Source organism: Leifsonia soli (assembly GCF_013408745.1).
Taxonomy (GTDB): Bacteria; Actinomycetota; Actinomycetes; order Actinomycetales; family Microbacteriaceae; genus Leifsonia; species Leifsonia soli.
Genome location: NZ_JACCBJ010000001.1, coordinates 532,332 through 550,561 on the forward strand (window position 1 = coordinate 532,332; position 18,230 = coordinate 550,561).

The 18,230-nt window shown below is 72.7% G+C and carries 13 protein-coding genes; 7 read left to right on the plus strand and 6 right to left on the minus strand.

Annotated elements, in window-relative coordinates; translation table 11 throughout:
* Positions 1 to 37 precede the first annotated feature (37 nt).
* Positions 38 to 1,630, minus strand: coding sequence for an aminopeptidase P family protein (locus tag BJ963_RS02625; RefSeq protein WP_425484710.1), 1,593 nt, complete (start codon positions 1,628 to 1,630; stop codon positions 38 to 40).
* A gap of 68 nt (positions 1,631 to 1,698) precedes the next feature.
* Between BJ963_RS02625 and BJ963_RS02630 the strand changes: the two genes are divergently transcribed.
* Together BJ963_RS02630 and BJ963_RS02635 are read left to right on the plus strand one after the other, a co-directional pair.
* A complete protein-coding gene (locus tag BJ963_RS02630) occupies positions 1,699 to 2,571 on the plus strand; it encodes a PHP domain-containing protein (protein WP_179454421.1) in 873 nt (290 codons plus the stop codon).
* A 61-nt stretch (positions 2,572 to 2,632) separates the two neighbouring features.
* Positions 2,633 to 3,760: an aggregation-promoting factor C-terminal-like domain-containing protein gene (locus tag BJ963_RS02635; RefSeq protein WP_179454423.1), complete on the plus strand. Its 1,128-nt coding sequence runs from the start codon at positions 2,633 to 2,635 to the stop codon at positions 3,758 to 3,760.
* Between the two features lie 115 nt (positions 3,761 to 3,875).
* On the opposite strand, the gene BJ963_RS02640 is transcribed toward BJ963_RS02635, so the two are convergent.
* Entirely contained in the window at positions 3,876 to 5,348 is a 1,473-nt protein-coding gene (locus BJ963_RS02640) for a DEAD/DEAH box helicase (protein ID WP_179454425.1), read from the minus strand.
* Positions 5,349 to 5,473: 125 nt separating this feature from the next.
* Here BJ963_RS02640 and BJ963_RS02645 point away from each other — a divergent pair, with 125 nt between their 5' ends.
* Positions 5,474 to 6,190 carry a ferritin-like fold-containing protein gene (locus BJ963_RS02645; protein WP_179454427.1) on the plus strand — a complete coding sequence of 239 codons (717 nt, stop codon included), beginning with the start codon at positions 5,474 to 5,476 and terminating at the stop codon, positions 6,188 to 6,190.
* Positions 6,191 to 6,395: 205 nt separating this feature from the next.
* On the opposite strand, the gene BJ963_RS02650 is transcribed toward BJ963_RS02645, so the two are convergent.
* Positions 6,396 to 6,698: a hypothetical protein gene (locus tag BJ963_RS02650; RefSeq protein ID WP_089912257.1), complete on the minus strand. Its 303-nt coding sequence runs from the start codon at positions 6,696 to 6,698 to the stop codon at positions 6,396 to 6,398.
* Between the two features lie 10 nt (positions 6,699 to 6,708).
* Positions 6,709 to 6,933 (minus strand): DUF3107 family protein, encoded by a 225-nt coding sequence (locus BJ963_RS02655; RefSeq protein WP_179454429.1) that lies wholly within the window; start codon positions 6,931 to 6,933, stop codon positions 6,709 to 6,711.
* 107 nt (positions 6,934 to 7,040) lie between these two features.
* On the opposite strand from BJ963_RS02655, the gene BJ963_RS02660 reads away from it, so the two are divergent.
* Positions 7,041 to 10,238 carry a UrvD/REP family ATP-dependent DNA helicase gene (locus BJ963_RS02660; protein WP_179454431.1) on the plus strand — a complete coding sequence of 1,066 codons (3,198 nt, stop codon included), beginning with the start codon at positions 7,041 to 7,043 and terminating at the stop codon, positions 10,236 to 10,238.
* The gene (locus tag BJ963_RS02665; RefSeq protein WP_179454433.1) at positions 10,235 to 13,594 is read left to right on the plus strand and encodes an ATP-dependent helicase; all 3,360 of its coding nucleotides are present in this window, start codon (positions 10,235 to 10,237) and stop codon (positions 13,592 to 13,594) included. Before BJ963_RS02660 ends, BJ963_RS02665 begins: the two co-directional genes overlap by 4 nt.
* Here BJ963_RS02665 and BJ963_RS02670 read toward each other — a convergent pair.
* Entirely contained in the window at positions 13,525 to 14,604 is a 1,080-nt protein-coding gene (locus BJ963_RS02670) for a phosphotransferase (RefSeq protein ID WP_179454435.1), read from the minus strand. The two genes, BJ963_RS02665 and BJ963_RS02670, sit on opposite strands and share 70 nt — an antisense overlap.
* A gap of 60 nt (positions 14,605 to 14,664) precedes the next feature.
* Here BJ963_RS02670 and nudC point away from each other — a divergent pair, with 60 nt between their 5' ends.
* Positions 14,665 to 15,684: an NAD(+) diphosphatase gene (gene nudC, locus BJ963_RS02675; RefSeq protein WP_089912242.1), complete on the plus strand. Its 1,020-nt coding sequence runs from the start codon at positions 14,665 to 14,667 to the stop codon at positions 15,682 to 15,684.
* Entirely contained in the window at positions 15,681 to 17,447 is a 1,767-nt protein-coding gene (locus BJ963_RS02680) for a UvrD-helicase domain-containing protein (RefSeq protein WP_179454437.1), read from the plus strand. Before nudC ends, BJ963_RS02680 begins: the two co-directional genes overlap by 4 nt.
* Here the strand turns inward: BJ963_RS02680 and BJ963_RS02685 are convergent.
* Positions 17,392 to 18,228, minus strand: coding sequence for a hypothetical protein (locus BJ963_RS02685; protein ID WP_179454439.1), 837 nt, complete (start codon positions 18,226 to 18,228; stop codon positions 17,392 to 17,394). The genes BJ963_RS02680 and BJ963_RS02685 overlap by 56 nt on opposite strands.
* Between the last annotated feature and the right edge of the window lie 2 nt (positions 18,229 to 18,230).

An 18,230-nucleotide genomic window follows, 5' to 3' on the forward strand; every position in this document is an offset into this window, starting at 1 on the left:
AGCGGCGCCGTTCTCGGCCTCCGCGCCCTCAGCGCCCTCAGCGCTGCGAGAGCCGCCGCACCCATGCCTCCACATCGTCGGCCGTGCGCGGGATGCCGGCGGAGAGGTTCTCCGCGCCGTCGTCGGTGACCAGGATGTTGTCCTCGATCCGGACGCCGATGCCGCGGAACCGCTCGGGGACCGTCAGGTCGTCGGGCTGGAAGTAGAGCCCCGGCTCGATCGTGAACACCATGCCCGGCTGCAGAACGCCGTCCAGGTAGAGCTCCCGGCGGGCCTGTGCGCAGTCGTGCACGTCGAGCCCGAGGTGGTGGCTCGTCCCGTGCACCATGTAGCGGCGGTGCTGCTGGTTCTCGGGCTCCAGCGCCTCCTCGGCGCTGACGGGGAGGAGACCCCACTCGGCGGTGCGCCGCGCGATGACCGCCATCGCCGTCGCGTGGATCTCGCGGAACCGGATGCCGGGGCGCACGATCGCGAACGCCGCGTCCGCCGCCTCCCGCACCGTCTCGTAGATCAGGCGCTGCGTCTCCGTGAACGTGCCGTCGATGGGGAAGGTGCGGGTGATGTCGGCCGTGTAGTAGCTGTCGAGCTCGACCCCCGCATCCAGCAGGATGAGGTCGCCGGGCACCACGGGGCCGTCGTTGCGCGTCCAGTGCAGGATGCACGCGTGCGGTCCACTCGCCGCGATCGTGTCGTACCCGACCGCGTTGCCGTCGGCGCGGGCGCGGCCGTAGAAGACGCCCTCCACCAGCCGCTCGCCGCGCGGGTGCGCCGTGATGCGCGGGAGGTCGGCGATCACGTCGTCGAAGCCGCGGGCCGTCGCCGCGACCGCCGCGCGGAGCTCGGCGATCTCGTCGTCGTCCTTCACCAGGCGGAGCTCGGAGAGGTCGCGGGCCAGCCGGTCGTCGTCCGCGTGGTCCTCCGGGTCGAGCTCGGCGTCGGTGCCGGTGCCCGCGGTGCCGGCGTCCAGGAGCAGGCGGGCCGCATCCACCTCGTCGGTGATGCCGCGGTCGGCCTCGCGCAGCACGAGGGTGTCGCCGTCGACCGCGTCGAGCACGGAGCGCACCTCGGCGATGCCGCGCGTCTCCAGCGCGAGGTCGCCGGCGACCTGCGCGAGCGACGGGCGGGGACCGATCCAGAACTCGCCGATCTCCGGGTTCGCGTAGAACTCGTCGGAGTCGCGGCCGGCTCGCTCGCGGAAGTACAGCGTCGCCTCGTGGCCGGATGCCGTCGGCTCCATGACCAGCACGCTGCCCGGCTCGGAGTCCGACCCCCAGCCGGTCAGGTAGGCGAAGGCCGAGTGCGCGCGGAACGGGTAGTCGGTGTCGTTCGAACGCTGCGCGAGGCGCCCGGCCGGGATGATCAGGCGCTTGCCCGGGAACAGCTCGGACACGCGGGAACGGCGCGCCGCCGCGTACTGCGCCTGACGTCGGGGCGCAGGCACGACCTCCGGACGCTCGGCCCAGCCGGAGCCGATGTACTCCCGGAAGGCGTCGGAGCCGGGAGTGGTGGAGCGGTTCTGCGTCGCCCGGGGAGCCTCGTCGGACTCGGCGGCGACGGGTTCTGCAACGACTGTTTCTGCAACGACTGTTTCTGCAACGACGGTCTCTGGCGTGGTCGGCTGGGAGGACATGACGTCCATTCTTCCACCCGCAGGCCGCCTTGCGCCCGGCCGGTCAGCGCCCTCCTAGGATGGTCACCATGGCTGATGCGCGGCGGTTCCGAGGTCCCGTCGACCTGCACACGCACTCCAGCGTGTCCGACGGGACGCAGACCCCGGCCGAGCTGATCCGCGCCGCCGCCGACGCGGGGCTGGGCACCGTCGCCCTCACGGATCACGACTCGACGGCCGGCTGGTCCGAGGCGGCGGCCGAGTCCGCCCGCGCCGGCATCACCGTCATCCCCGGGATGGAGCTGTCGACCCGCATCGAGTTCGCGAGCGTCCACATGCTCGGCTACCTCTTCGATCCGTCGGACGAGGCGCTCATGGCCGAGACGCGCCGCATCCGCGACGGCCGCATGCGCCGGGCCGAGGACATGGTGCGCCGCATCTCCGAGGACTACGACATCACCTGGGCCGACGTGCTCGCGCAGGCGACGGAGGGCGCGACGGTCGGGCGGCCCCACATCGCGGACGCCCTCGTCGCTCGCGGGCTGGCCTCGGATCGCAGTGCGGCCTTCGAGGGCATCCTGCACTGGCGGAGCGGATACTTCCAGCCGCACTACGCGCCGGATCCGCTGACCGGCGTCCGTCTCATCCGCGGGGCGGGCGGGCTGCCCGTGCTCGCGCATCCTGCGACGGGAGGCCGCGGCCGGGTCATCCCCGAGGACCGGCTGCGGCGCCTCGTCGACGCCGGACTGTTCGGTCTGGAACTGGACCACCGTGAGAACAAGGCCGACGGGGTCGAACGCCTGCGCGAGCTGGCTGCGCGCTACGGCCTCCGCATCACGGGGTCGAGCGACTATCACGGCGCGGGAAAGCCGAACCGGTTGGGTGAGAACACCACCGATCCGGCCGTGGTCGACGCGATGATCGAAGAAGCGACAGGCGCGGCGCCTTTCTACGCTCCGTGAGCACCACGACGTAGCCTGGTCCCCGGAGACGATCGGGGCGAGAAGGATGCGAGGTGCGCGGGTGAGACGGTTGTGGCGAGGATCGGCGGTCACCGCTGCCCTGACGGCCGTCCTCGTGGTCGCTGCCGGTGTCGCGCCCGCGAACGCCGACGGTTACCCCTCGTGGGACGACGTCCAGGCCGCGAAGAACAACGCGAGTGCGGCCCAGGCGGAGGTCGACCGGATCAACGGGCTGCTCACCACCCTGCAGACAGCAGCGAACGCCGCGGGCGATCTCGCCGTGAAGCGGCTGGGGGAGTACGGGACGGCGGAGACGGCGCTGCAGACGGCGACCGCCAAGGCACAGAGTCTGGCCGAGAAGGCCCAGGAGGCGTCGGCCGAGGCGGATGCGCTCAAAACGCAGAGCGGAAAGCTCGCCGAGCAGCTCACCCGCGCCGGCACGTCATCCGTGTCGTTGCGGCTGTTCCTCAGCCCGAACGCCGCGCGCTCCGACTCGCTGCTGTACCAGCTGGGTGCCGTGTCGAAGCTCGCCGACCAGGCCAGCTCGCTGTACGCCCGGGCGAATGCGCAGAGGAACCTCGCCGCGTCCCTGAGCGAGCAGGCGACCAGCGCCCAGAAAGTCCGCGATCAGCTCGCGGTGGAGGCGAAGAAGGCTCTCGAGGCGGCGACCGCAGCGAAACAGGCCGCCGACGCCCAGCTCGCGGACCAGAAGCAGCACGCGGACACGCTGTACGCCCAGCTGGCGACCCTGAAGAACACCGAGGCGTCCGTCGAGAAGTCCTACGCCGAAGGTCAGGCCGCCGCTGCGGCTGCCGCGGCCGCCGCGAACCCGGGCGGAGGATCGGACGGTTTCGCTCCGCCGCCCGGCATGGTGGTCGACCCGGCAGGCGCCCAGGCGTACGCCGCCAGCCGCCTGTCCGCCTTCGGCTGGGGCGGTGACCAGATGGGCTGCCTGATCAAGCTGTGGAACCACGAGTCCGGGTGGCGCGCAGACGCCTACAACACGTCGAGCGGCGCCTACGGCATCCCGCAGGCGTGGCCCGCGAGCAAGATGTCGTCGGCCGGCCCGGACTGGCTGACGAACCAGAACACCCAGGTCAATTGGGGGCTCGACTACATCAACCGCAGCTACGGCTCCCCGTGCCGGGCGTGGAACTTCGAGATGAGCCACGACCCCAACTGGTACTGACCGCGCCCTCGCTCTTGTCCCCGTCCCCGTCCCAAGCGAACAGCTCCTGAGTTTTTCGCTCCGATCCGGCCGGATCGGGCGAAAAACTCAGGAGCTGTTGGTGTCGGGGCCGGGGTCAGCTGGCGGGAGTGGTGGCGGAGCCGCCGCGCGAGCGACGGCGACGACGGCGCGGGGCGCTGTTGCCGTCGCGGTGCTGCGATCCGCCGCCGTCGTGCGTGCCGGCGGCCGGGGCCTTCGCCTCGCCGCCTTCCGGCGCGGAGCCCTCCGGGGCCGTCGAGCCCGGGGACGAGCCCTGGCCGGAGCCGCGCGTGCGTCGGCGACGGTTGCTGCTCGAACGCTCGCCGCTGTCCGGGCCGGTGGAGTCGGTGCGGCCCCCGCGCGACTCCGGCGCCTTCACGGCCGGGGTCGGCTTGAGCCGGCCCTTGACGCCCTGGGGGATGTCGAGGTCGGTGTACAGGTGCGGCGACGACGAGTAGGTCTCGGTCGGCTCCGGCTGCCCGAACTCGAGCGCCTTGTTGATGAGGGCCCACTTGTGCAGGTCCTCCCAGTCGACGAAGGTCACGGCGATGCCGGTCTTGCCCGCGCGGCCGGTGCGCCCAGCGCGGTGCAGGTAGGTCTTCTCGTCGTCCGGGATGGTGTGGTTGATGACGTGCGTCACGTCGTCGACGTCGATGCCGCGGGCGGCCACGTCGGTGGCGATCAGGATGTCCTTCTTGCCCGCCTTGAACGCGGCCATGGCACGCTCGCGCTGCTCCTGGTTGAGATCGCCGTGCACGGCGGCGGCGTTGAATCCGCGGTCGTTGAGCTCCTCGACCAGCTTGGCGGCGGCGCGCTTCGTCCGGGTGAAGATCACGGTCTTGCCGCGGCCCTCGGCCTGGAGGATGCGGGCGATGACCTCGTCCTTGTCGAGCGAGTGCGCGCGGTAGATCAGGTGCTTGATGTTCGCCTGGATCTGGCCCTCGTCCGGGTCGGTCGCACGGATGTGGACCGGCCGGGTCATGAACCGGCGCGCGAGCGCGACGATCGGGCCCGGCATTGTCGCCGAGAAGAGCATGGTGTGGCGCGTGGCCGGCGTCTGCGCGAACAGCTTCTCGATGTCCGAGAGGAAGCCGAGGTCGAGCATCTTGTCGGCCTCGTCGAGCACCATCTCCTGCACGTTGCCGAGGTTCAGCAGGCGCTGACCGGCGAGGTCGAGCAGACGGCCCGGGGTGCCGACGACGATCTGGGCGCCGCCCTTCAGCTGGGCGATCTGGCCCTCGTAGGCCTTGCCGCCGTAGATGCTGGCGATGGAGGTCGGGCGTCCGGCAGCGGCCGTCTCGAGGTCTTCGTAGACCTGGATGGCCAGCTCGCGGGTGGGAACGACGACGAGCGCCTTCACGCCGGGCTCGGGGTTCGGGCCGAGCCGCTGGATGAGGGGGAGGCCGAAGCCGAGGGTCTTGCCCGTTCCGGTCTTCGCCTGGCCGATGATGTCCTGACCGGTGAGGGCGAGAGGGATGGTCTGCGCCTGGATGGGGAACGGCTCGATGATGCCCTTGGCGGCGAGCTGATCCACCATGTCCTGGTCGATGTTCAGTTCTGAGAAAGTCACTGGTGAATTGCCTGTCGATTCGATTGGAGTGTCCACGCCCTGTTTCTCTGTCGCAGGCGTAGGGCCGTCGATCCTGCGCCGACGGCGTCCCCAGCCTACTGGACGGTGCCGATACACTGCTGAGCGTGTCGACTTGGTTCACCCGGCGACGGCCTTCCGTCGAGCTCCCGCGCCTGACTCCGCGGGCGCGCTCGCTGCCGACCGTGCGCGTGGACCTGCACGAAGTCATGCCGGACCTGCTGCCGTATCTGGGCCAGGCGGCCTACCTGCAGCTGGAGCAGTTCGAGACGCTGTCGCGCGTCGCGGCCGAGGCCGGCGACCTGCACGACAAAGGCCTCATCTCCGCCGCGGCGGGTCACGCCCTGTCGAAGCACCAGGGGATCGTGGCCGAGATCCGGCGCCGTGGCGACGACCCGGCCGACGCGATGAAGCCGTTCGCCGATGAGATCGAGGGCTTCAGCGCGCTCATCGTCGGGGCGGACTGGCGAGAGACGCTGCTCTCGGCGCTGGTGACGGGCGGGCTGCTCGACGACTTCTTCATCCGGCTCGCTGCGGGCCTGCCCGGCGACGTCGGGCCGCGCCTCGCGCACCTGCTCGGCTCCGAGTCCGGCCAGGAGGGTGTGCTGGAGGTGCTGCGCGGGCAGATCGCGGCCGATCCGCTGCTCGGATCGCGCCTCGCGATGTGGGGCAGGAGGCTCGTCGGCGACACGCTGCTCGTCGCCCGGTCGGCCCTGCACCTCTCGGGCAACCGCGCCACCGACGACGCGCGCATCGAGCCGATCTTCACGGAGCTGATCGCCGCACACACGCGTCGCATGGACGCGCTCGGCCTGACCGCGTAGCGTTCCCGCGCACCATTCGGCACGAATTCGCGCCGTTCGGCACGAATTCGCACCGTTCGGCACGAATTCGCGCCATTCGGCACGAATCGCGACGTTCGGCATTCGGCACGAAATCGCGCCGTTCGGCACGAAATCGCGCCGTTCGGCACGAAATTCGGCACGAAATCGCGCCATTCGGCACGAAATCGCTAGCGGGTCGGCAGCGTCAGCGGGCGACGGCGCCCTTCGCGAGCGCGTGCAGCATCCGTTCGTCGTTCGCGGCACGGATGCGTCCGATCAGCAGGTCGGCGACCGCGACGATGAGCGCCGTGCCGAGGAGCGTGATCCACCAGATCCAGCCGCCGTCCCACTTCAGGCCGGCCCAGGTGAGCGCCACCCAGAGCACGGCCGACGAGACGAAGCCGACGGCCGGGATCAGGACGGAGCCGTGCGTGTGACGGTTCGGCAGCAGATAGCGTCCGGCCAGGCCGATGATGGCCCCGCCGAGGACGACGAAGAGCAGTTCCACGAGTGGGAGGTTAGCCGACGAAGCCGATGCGGCGCGATTCCTCGGTGCCGAGCTCCACGTAGGCGATGCCGGCGGTCGGGACCAGGTAGAGACGGCCCTTGTCGTCGGTCAGCTGCAGCAGTCCCGTGCCGCTGGCCAGAGCGGCCTGCACCTGCCCGGCCAGCTCCTCGGCCGACTGCGACGACTCGAAGTTGAGCTCGCGGGGGGCGTTGACGATTCCGATGCGGATCTCCACTGAGGTGCCTTTCGAGTCTGACCGGCGGGTGTGAGTTCAGACTACGGCACACGGCTCGCGGCCCCCGCTCGCGTTCTCTGTCGGCGGACGCCGATAGCGTGAAAGCCATGATCGCTCGAGGCTTCCGGATGCACCCTTCCGGCACCCTCGCCTCCGCGTCGGCCGCGGGCCGCGCACCGCTCGACGGCTCGCAGTCGGAGGTGCTGCTGCTCCCCGACGGCTCCTCCGCCGCCGTGCTCGGCGCCCCCGGCACGGGCAAGACGACGACCCTGGTGGAGGCGCTCGCCGAGCGTGTGCTCGACCGCGGTTACCGGACGGACGAGGTGCTCGCACTGAGCGCATCGCGCGCAGCGGCGACGGCGCTCCGCGACCGCATCGCCCTGCGCGTCGGCGTGCCGACGCAGGGACCTCTCGCCCGCACGGCGACCTCTCTCGCGTTCCAGCTCGTCGGCGAGCGGGCGCGTCGGATCGGGGCGGAGCCTCCCCGCCTGCTCACGGGCGGCGAGCAGGACCAGATCATCGCGGAGCTGATCAGCGGCCACCTGGAGGACGGGACGGGCCCGGTCTGGCCGGAGCCCCTCGTCGAGGAGGTGCGGACGCTGCGCGGGTTCCGCACCGAGCTGCGCGAGCTCATGGCGCGGTGCGCCGAACGGGGCGTGACCCCCTCCCGCCTGTCCGAACTCGGCGCGATCACCGGCCACGACGAGTGGCGCGCGGCCGCCCGCTTCATCGCCGAGTACCAGCTGGTGGTCGACAGCTACCGCGGCGGGTTCGTGGACTCGGCCGAGCTCATCGCCTCGGCGGTCACGGTCATCGCCGAGGGCAGCTCCCTCGACGGTCTGCGCGCCGTGTTCGTCGACGACCTGCAGGAGGCGACGGTCGCGACCCTGGCCCTGCTGCGGGCGCTGGCGGAGCGCGGCGTCGCCGTGATCGCGTTCGGCGACCCGGACGTCGCCTCCACCACGTTCCGCGGAGCCCAGACCACGGCTCTCGGCCAGTTGGAGGCCCGCATCGGGGTTCCGGTGACGCGCTTCGTGCTCACGACCGCGCACCGCCAGACGCCCGCACTGCGAGAGCTCACCGCGCGGGTGACGGAGCGGATCGGCACGGCGGCGGCGGGCGTGCAGCGTCTGGCTGCGGCCGGGCGCGAGGAGCCGCCCGGCGACCACGGCGGGATGGACGCGGCGGACGCGGCTGACGGGACGGACGCGTCGGAGCGCCGCCCCGAGGTCGTCCGGATCGTGGCCGTCTCCGCCCCGTCCGAGGCGTCGAGGCTGGCCCGCAAGCTGCGCGAGCGTCACCTGCTCGACGGCGTGCCGTGGAGCTCGATGGCCGTCGTCGTGCGCTCCGGGGCCCACGTCCCCGCGCTGTCCCGCGCCCTGGCCGTCGCCGAGGTGCCCACGACGACGAGCATCGCCGGCCGGCCGCTGCGCGACGACTTCGCCGCCCGCCAGCTGATCACGATCGCCGGCGTGCAGCTCGGCGCGATCGAGCTGACGCCGGCCGTCGCCACCGAGCTGCTGATCGGGCCGTTCGGCGGACTCGACAGCGTCAGCCTGCGGCGGCTGCGCCTCGCCCTCCGGCAGGAGGAGCTGGCCGGAGACGGCAATCGGCCGGGAGACGAGCTGCTGGTGGAGGCTCTGCAGCATCCCGCCCACCTGGCGACGATCGACGCGAGCCCGGCCCGCCGCGCGGGGCGGCTGGCGGAGACGCTGCGGTCGGGTCGCGAGAAGGCCGCCGGCGGGGCCTCCATCGAGGAGCTGCTCTGGCACGTGTGGGAGCGCAGCGGTCTCGCCGCCCGGTGGCTGGAGCACTCGGCGCGGACCGGCATCGTGGCGGACGAGGCGAACCGGCACCTCGACGGCGTCGTGGCGCTGTTCACCGCCGCCCGGCGCTTCGTCGAGCGCTCTCCGGAGCGGCCGGCCTCCGACTTCGTCGTCGAGCTGCTCGGCGCCGAGGTCCCGGAGGACACCCTGGCGGCCCGCACTGCGGGCGACGCCGTCCTGGTCTGCACGCCGAGCGCGACCGTCGGGCGCGAGTTCGAGGTCGTCGTGGTCGCCGGCCTGCAGGAGAGCGTCTGGCCGAACCTGCGCCTCCGGGGTTCCCTGCTGCACCCGCAGGACCTCGCCGACGCGGTCGAGGGCCGCACCACGGAGACGGAGGACGAGCGCGCGGAGGTGCTCGGCGACGAGCTGCGGATGTTCGCGCTGGCGGTCTCGCGGGCCCGCGGCCAGGTGATCCTGACCGCGACGGCGAACGACGACGAGCAGCCGTCGCCGTTCCTCCGGCTCGCGGCCGAGCTGGCCGTCGACGACACCGACGACGGCGCCCATCCGCTCTCCCTCCGCGGGATGGTCGGCCGGCTGCGCCGCCGTCTGGCGACGACGGGCGCGCCGGACGCGGCCGAGGCGCTCGCGCGGCTGGCGGACGCCGACGTGGAGGGCGCCGATCCCGCCTCCTGGTACGGCTTGCTGGAGCCGTCGACCACCGAGCCGCTGGTCGACCTCGACGACCCCGAGGCGGTCGTCCGGGTGTCGCCGTCCCGGCTGGAGACGTTCGAGAAGTCCCCGCTCGCCTGGTTCGTCGACACGATGGCGGCCTCGCCGAGCGGCCTCGCCGCCGGCATCGGAACCGTCGTGCACGCCGTGATGGAGGAGGCGAGCACGAGCGAGGACCGCGATCTCAGCGTCGAGCGGCTCTGGCAGGGCATCGAGCGCCGCTGGGACGAGCTGGCGTTCGAGTCGCCGTGGCTGGAGGAGAAGGAGCGGAGACGGACCAGGACGCTCACGGCGGGCGTGTCGGAGTACCTCCGCGACTTCGAGCGCGCCGGCGGCGTGCTGCTCGGCTCGGAGGGAGCTTTCGAGCTGCGACTGGGCCGCGCGCTGGTCCGCGGCACGATCGACCGGGTCGAGCGCACGCCGGACGGCACGGTCGTGATCGTCGACCTCAAGACCGGCAATCGCACGCCATCCGCGGCAGAAGCCGCGGAGCACGCCCAGCTGGGCGCGTACCAGCTGGCCCTGGAGCACGGAGCGGTCGACGAGGCTGCCGACCTGCCGTCCGGCGGGGCCAAGCTGCTGTTCGTCGCCAAGGGGGTCCGGGGGAAGGGCTATCGCGAGGTCGCGCAGGACCGGGTCGACGACGAGGGCCTCGCCCGGCTGCGCGAGCGCGTCGCGCGGGCGGCGGACGGCATGGCGGGAGCGACCTTCGCCGGTGTCGTCGACCTGGGCGAACGCGACCCGCACGGGTCGTACGAGTACCGCATCCATCTGGTGCCTGCGGTGAGCGCGGGAGGGGGAGCATGACGGACGAAGCGACGCACGTCGACGACGGCCTCCTGGAGTGGGCGACCGAACAGGCGGAGCTCGACCTGGTCGAGCAGGCGTTCTCACTGGCCGAGACGGAGCTGGAGCGACCGCGTCCCGCCCGGGCGCTGAGCGCGGTGGAGATCGCGGACGCCCTCCACCTGCCCACCCCGACCCCGCAGCAGCAGGCGGTCATCGAGGCGCCGCTGCGGCCGGCGATCGTGGTGGCGGGGGCCGGGAGCGGCAAGACCGAGACGATGGCCAACCGGGTGGTCTGGCTGCTCGCCAACGGTCACGTGCGGGTGCCCGAGATCCTCGGCCTGACCTTCACCCGCAAGGCGGCGGGCGAGCTCGCCGGCCGCATCCGCACACGCATCGAGCAGCTGGTCGCCTCCGGCGTGACCGAGGTGGAGTTCGACCCATTCGACGCCCCATCGGTCGCCACCTACAACGCGTTCGCGAACGCGATCTTCCGTGAGAACGCCCTGCTGATCGGGCGGGAGCCCGAGTCTGCGGTGCTCAGCGAGGCGTCGGCCTGGCAGCTCGCGCGCCGTCTCGTCGTGGCCAGCACCGACGACCGCCTGGTCGAGCTCGACCGGGGCGTCGAGGCGGTCACGACCGCCGTCGTGACGTTGAGCCGGGCGCTCAGCGAGAACGTCGCCGATCCCGACGAGGTCGAGCGGATGGTCGGGCAGTTCGGCCGCACCGCCGAGCTGCCGACGGGCAACGGCCGGGTGAAGGAGCTGTACGCCTCCGTGCGCTCCGCCGTCGTCGCGGTCGGCTCGCTTCCTCCGCTCCTGGACCTCGCCCGCGCGTTCGCCGAGGAGAAGCGCCGCCGCGGGTTCGTGGAGTACTCCGACCAGGTGGCCCTCGCGCTGGATATCAGCGAGCGCCTCCCTGCCGTCGTGGCCGACTACCGGCGCCGCTACCGGGTGGTGCTGCTCGATGAGTATCAGGACACCTCGGTCGTCCAGACCCGCCTGCTCTCGACGCTGTTCGCCGGGCAGCCGGTGATGGCGGTCGGCGACCCGCACCAGTCCATCTACGGCTGGCGCGGAGCCAGCGCGGCCAACCTCGGCCGGTTCTCCGCCGACTTCACCGGCCGCCGCACCGGGGCGGAGCGCGCAGCGGACGAGTACGCCCTGAGCACCAGCTGGCGTAATCCGACCCGGGTGCTCGACGCGGCGAACACCCTCGTCGAGCCACTGACGGCCGAAGCGCCGGTGCACGTCGAGCGCCTGCAGCCGCGCCCGGGCGCCGACGCCGGAGAGCTGACGGCCGTGTTCGAGCAGACGGTCGCCGACGAAGCCGAGACGGTGGCGCGCTGGTTCGGCGACCGGCTCCGCGAACGCGACGCGGACGGCCTCCCGGCCAGCGCGGCGATGCTCTGCCGGTCGCTGAAGAAGATCGACGTGTTCACGTCCGCGCTCGCCCGCCACGGCATCCCGTATCACGTGCTCGGGCTGGGCGGTCTGCTGGAGCAGCCGGTCATCGCCGACCTGGTGAGCGCCCTGCGGGTCATGCACGATCCCACCGCCGGCTCCGAGCTGATCCGCCTGCTGACCGGCGCGAAGTGGCGCGTCGGCCCGAAGGACATCGCCGTGCTGCGCGACGTGGCGTCCTGGCTCGCCGAGCGCGACCACCGCCATCAGCGACTCGACCCCGAGCTGCGCGACCGGTTGCGCCGCTCCGTCGCGGGGGAGGAGTCGGCCTCCCTCGTGGATGCGCTGGACTTCGTGGTCGAGGCGCCGGACGGGCACGGCCGGCTGGAGGGCTTCAGCCCCGCCGGCCTCGCACGGCTGCGCGACGCGGGCCGTCGGCTCGACCATCTGCGGTCCCGTGTCGGGCTCGACCTGCTCGACCTGGTCACGCTGGTGCAGCAGGAGCTGCTGCTCGACATCGAGGTCGCGGCCAACGAGACGGCCCAGCTCGGTCAGGCGAGCCTCGACGCCTTCGCCGAGCAGGTGGCCTCGTACCTCGCCGCGGACGACCAGGCGACCCTCGGGTCGTTCCTGTCGTGGCTCGCCGAGGCGGAACAGCGCGACAACCTGGCACCGCGCAGCGAGGAGCCGGAGCCCGGCACGGTGCAGATCCTCACCATCCACGGGGCGAAGGGCCTCGAGTGGGATGTCGTGGCGGTGCCGCGCCTGGTCGACGGAGAACTCCCGGGGCCGCCGCAGAGCAGGAAGGGCTGGCTGGCGTTCGGGCAGCTGCCGAACGAGTTCCGCGGCGATTCGGCCGAACTGCCGGTGATCGCCTGGCGCACCGCAGAGACCCAGAAGGACGTCAACGACTCCATCGCAGCGTTCGAAGAGGAGAACCTCGCCCGGCACCTCGACGAGCAGCGCCGCCTGATCTACGTCGCGGTGACCCGCGCGCGGCAGCGCCTGCTGCTGTCCGGCTCCTACTGGTCGACCCAGACCAAGCCCCGTGGCCCCGGATCGTACCTGCTCGAACTCCAGGAGGCCGGACTGCTGCCGGCCGACGCCTTCCCCGACTGCGACGAGCCGGACGAGAACCCGTTCGCGCTCAGCGCATCCACCGTCACCTGGCCGCTGGAGCCGCTCGGCGCCCGCCGCACGCGCGTCGAAGCGGCGGCGGAGGCCGTCCGCCGCGCACGCGAGCGCGGCGCGGGCGACGGTGGGGTCTACGCGCGCGACCTCGACCTGCTGCTCGCCGAGCGCGCCCGGCGCGCGGAAGAGGCCGGCCTGGTGGAGCTGCCCGCGCGCATCCCCGCGTCGCGGTTCAAGGACTACGTGACCGATCCGGCGTCGGTGGCCGCGACCCTGCGCCGGCCGATGCCGGAGCGCCCGTACCGCCAGACCCGCCTGGGCACCCTGTTCCACCGCTGGGTGGAGGAGCGCTTCGGAACGGTGGCCGGCGCGACGGACGTGCTCGACGCCCACGTCGCCGAGCTGGACGACCTCGCGGGCGACGTGCTCGACGCCGAGCGCTTCGAGGAGCTCCGGGCGACGTTCGAGGCCAGCCAGTGGGCCGGGCGCCGCCCGTCGGAGGTCGAGCTGGAGATCCACATCACCCTCGCGGGGCAGGTGGTCGTCTGCAAGCTGGACGCGGTCTACCCGGTGGAGGACGGCATCCACGACGTCCAGATCGTCGACTGGAAGACCGGCAAGGCGCCGCGGGACGCCGACGACCTCGAGCGGAAGCAGCTGCAGCTCGCGCTCTACCGGCTGGCGTACGCCCGGTACGCCGGGATCGACCCGGAGCGGATCGACGCCGTCTTCTACTTCGTGGCGGACGACACGGTCGTGCGACCGGAGCGGCTCTACGCGGAGGAGGAGCTGACGTCGCTCTGGTCGTCGGCCACCGGCTTCATCCCGCCGGAGCGTCCGTAGCCTCCCGCGTCCGTCCGGTCGCCCGGGGTGCGGTCGAGCATCGCCTCGACGTCGCCGACCGCCAGGATGGGACCGGTGGCCGTCGAGAGCGGGTTCATCGAGTTGCTGCGCACGCGGTCCACGAGCCCGTCGAGCATCTCCACGGCGTCGTCGACGATCGTCTGGTCGCGGACCTCGCGGCCGTGGAGCAGCCACCTGGCGACCTCGAGCTCGGCGTACAGCATGGCGCGCTGCGTGAACTGGCGGTCGGTGGCGACCTGCCGGGTCGACGCGTAGGCGCCGAGGGCGCCGTCGGTCGCGTCGGGGTTCATCGCCAGCAGCCAGTGCAGGTCGCGGGCCGGGTCGCCGACCCGCAGCGCCGACCAGCCGAGCACCGCCGTGACGACGTCGTCCTCGACCAGGAAGGAGTCGGCCGTGAGGGAGCCGTTGATGACGGTCGGCTGGAACTGCCAGATCGAGTGGTCGGCCGCCGCATCCCGCCACCGGTCGCGCAGGGCGACCGGGAGGAGACCGGTGGATGCGGCCGACTCGATCACCGAGCCGGCCGCGGTGAGGCACTCGGCCGACGACATCACGGGAAGCCCGGCCTCACCGACGAAGGCGGTGGGGAGCGCGTGGATGGCCGCGATCGCGTGCCCGATGGACCCGGCCAGGCCGTCGCCCGGCGGGACGTCCTCGACCGCGATGTGCTCGCCGGGGAGGAAGTCGTAGACGACGGCGCGCGTACCGGCCACCGGTGCCTGGCCGAGGTAGCGGGGGACCTCGAACGGCAGACGGCTGCGGATGCCGGTCGTGAGAGCGCGCAGCGCGACGAGGTCGGCGCTCTGCTCGGTCTCCGCGATCTGGTTCGTCGGAACCCGCACGATGACGGTGGAGCCGTCCCGCGTCGTCAGCAGCGCCGAGTCGAACTCGCCTGCACCGCTCCGGGTGTAGCTGCGGGCGCCGGAGACGTCGAGGTCGGGGACGGCCGAGGTGGCCAGCGCGGCTAGAGTGAGATGGGATCTGGCCATGCACCTAGGCTAATTGGACCTCCCTGCGACGGCCGTCCGCCACGCCCCGAAAGGACCTCGATGTCGTCCGCCCCGACTCCCGCCCTTCCCCTCGCCGCTCTGCCCCTCTCGCGGCACGCGACCGACCGCGACCACGCCGCGCGCTCGCGTCCGGCGCTGTTCGACGAGCTCTGGGAGGAGCCGACGACGCGGGTGCTGGCGCTGTGGAAGGGGCGGGCGCTGCTCACCGCGGAGAGCGTGGCGGCCGCGACCCCCGCAGCCGACGGCTGGTCGGCTCCGGACGCCGGTCCGGCCGAGCTGGAGCTGCTCCCGGTGGACCGGGTCACTTCCGCGCTCATCCGGGTGTACCTCGGCCGCACGACGGTCGCCTCGGCGGCCGAGCCGGCAGGCACGGCCGTCGTTCTGCAGGTGCTGACCGACGCCGCGGCCCAGGAACTGGAGCCGGACGAGGCGCGCTGGGGCAACCTCCGGACGGTCGCGACGGCGCTGAGCGACCGCGACGCGGGCCTCTTCACCGAGGCGCTCGCGATGGCGAACTGGCACGCGACCCACACGCACTGCCCGCGCTGCGGATCGCCGACGGTGGTGGAGCAGGCCGGCTGGGTGCGGCGCTGCCTGGAGGACGGCTCCGAGGTGTTCCCGCGCACCGACCCGGCGGTCATCGTGACGGTGCTGGATGCGGACGACCGCCTGCTCCTCGGCTCCAACGCGATGTGGGAGAACTCCCGCTACTCGCTGCTCGCCGGCTTCGTCGAGCCGGGCGAGTCGTTCGAGGCGGCGGTGGAGCGCGAGATGTTCGAGGAGGCGGGGGTCCGGGTCGTCGACGCCCGCTATAAGGGGTCGCAGCCCTGGCCGTTCCCGGCGTCGGTCATGGTCGGTATGACGGCGCGGCTGGCGGACGACCAGGCCGCGGGAGCCCTCGACCCGGACGGCGAGGAGATCCTCGACCTCCGCTGGTTCACCCGGGAGGAGCTGTGGGCGGCGCGCGAGCAGATCATCCTGCCGGGGCGGTCGTCCATCGCGCGCGCCCTGATCGAGGACTGGTACGGCGGCCCGCTCGACGAGCCGCCGGCGCCGTGAGCACCGCGCTCTCCGGCCCGGACGCCCTGCTGGCCGGGCTGGATGCGCAGCAGCGGGTGGCGGCGGAGGCCCTGTTCGGCCCGGTGTGCATCCTCGCCGGAGCCGGCACGGGGAAGACCCGGGCGATCACGCACCGCATCGCCTACGGTGTCGCCTCCGGGGCCTATGCGCCCGGGCGCGTGATGGCGTTGACGTTCACCGCGCGCGCTGCCGCCGAGCTCCGGGGCCGGCTGCGGCAGCTCGGCGCCGGGGGAGTGGCCGCGCGCACCTTCCATTCGGCGGCGCTCGCGCAGCTGAACTACTTCTGGCCCCAGGTCGTCGGAGGCCAGCTGCCCTCCGTGCTCGACGGCAAGGGGCGCATCCTCGGTCATGCCGCCGAGCGGCTGCGGCTGAGGGTCGACACGCCCACGCTGCGCGACGTCGCCGCGGAGATCGAGTGGCGCAAGGTGTCCGGCCTGAGCATCGAGCAGTACACGTCCGCCGGACGGCCGACACCGGGGTCGTTGACGGCCGACCAGGTCGCCGCTCTGCTGCAGTCGTACGAGGACCTCAAGGACGAGCGCAAGCAGATCGACTTCGAGGATGTGCTGCTCGCCTGCGCCGGGATGATCGAGTCGGAGCCGTCGGTCGCCCTCCAGGTGCGCGAGCAGTACCGCTTCTTCGTGGTCGACGAGTTCCAGGACGTCTCCCCGCTGCAGCATCAGCTGCTCAGCCTGTGGCTGGGCACCCGGCGGGATCTGTGCGTGGTCGGCGACGCGAGCCAGACGATCTACTCGTTCGCGGGCGCGCGCAGCGAGTATCTGCTCGGCTTCGAGAGGGAGCATCCGGGCGCCACCGTCGTCCGGCTGGAGCAGAACTACCGATCCACCCCCGCCGTCATCGACACGGCGAACCGGCTGATGCGCGGCCGGTCGGGCGCACTCACCCTGCGCCCGGCCGAGGTCGCGGGCGGCACGCCGGCCGGCGAACCCGTCACCGAGCCCGCCGCCTTCGAGGACGACCGGGCCGAGGCCCGCGCCGTCGCCGCACGCATCGCCGCGGAGCTGGCCGCCGGCGCCCGGCCGGAACACATCGCCGTGCTGTACCGCGTCAACGTGCAGGCGGCCGTGCTCGAGCAGGCGCTCGGCGATCTGGGCATCAGCTACCAGATCCGCGGATCGAAGCGGTTCTTCGACCTTCCGGAGGTGCGCCAGGCCGTCATGTCGCTGCGCGCCGCCAGCCTCGCGGCCACCGATGACCCGCTGTTCAAGTCGGTCAGCGACGTGCTGCGCTCGCTCGGCTGGTCGGTGCAGCCGCCCGAGGCGCGCGGTGCGGTCCGCGAGCGCTGGGAGTCGCTGAACGCCATCATGGGCCTGGTGGACGAGCAGCCTCCCGGGCAGACCCTGCGCGGGTTCACCGACGAGCTGCTCGCCCGGCAGGCCGGTCAGCACGAGCCGACCATGTCGGCGGTGACCCTGGCCACCCTGCATGCGGCGAAGGGCCTGGAATGGCCGTCGGTCTACCTGATCGGACTCAGCGAGGGACTCGTCCCGATCAGCTACGCGAGCACGTTCGAGCAGATCGACGAGGAGCGCCGCCTGCTCTACGTCGGCATCACCCGGGCGCGGCGCTCCCTGCACCTCAGCTGGGCGGCGCGCGGAAACCAGCCGGGCCGCCCGTCGCTTCGGCAGCCCTCGCGCTTCCTGGCGGAGCTGCGCCCCGCCGCCGTCACGGCGGAAGGCCGAGACACCCGCAGCCGGGGTGCGGATCCCACGCGCCGCTGACCCAGTCTGCGCTGCCTGAGGGCAGCCGCCAGCTCGCCCCGGCAGGCGGCGACGGCGCGGTCCGTCCGCGCGCCGAGGCGATGCCTGCCAGCACCAGGGTGGCCGCCCGGGCGGCGACGAGGGCGGACACGATCGCGTCCTCGCCGCGTGGCGGCAGCGTGTGCAGCTGGGTGGCCATCGCCGGCCAGGCCGGGTCGGCGTCGGTGCGGTGCAGGTCGACGCAGCGCAGGCACGGGCCGGCGCCGGGACGCACGAACGGTCCGACCGTGATCCCGGCATCGCCGAACACGACCGGCAGGTGCGGGATGTCGCGGCGGAGCCAGCGCGCAGACCGCTGCGGTTCGATCGCGTACGAGCCGAGGACGACCGCGGCCTCTGCGCGATCGACGACCGGGTCGTCCCAGGCGAGGCCGCCGCGCACCTCGGCGCCCGCATCGGCCAGCATGCGGGCGAGGGCCGTCGCCGTCGGTCCGGCCGCGTCGAGCACGACGAGGGGCGGCGCGCCCCGATCACGCTCCTCCGCTGTCTGCGACCCGCGCGGCCGGCCGAGCACAGGTGCGACGCGCTCCAACAGCCTCGCCACCGCTCCCGGCGGCGCGCCGGCCCGCTCCGCGAGCAGCTGCAGGCCCTCCCGGGTGATCCCGCAGACCAGCGCGGCGATCATCCGCTCCTCTGCCGCGCTGATCCCGTCGAGCACGAGCACGGGGCGCTCCACCCCGAACTGGAGGCTGTCCGGAGTGCGCCAGACGCGTTGGATGCGGGGGTCGAGTGCGAGTGTCATCC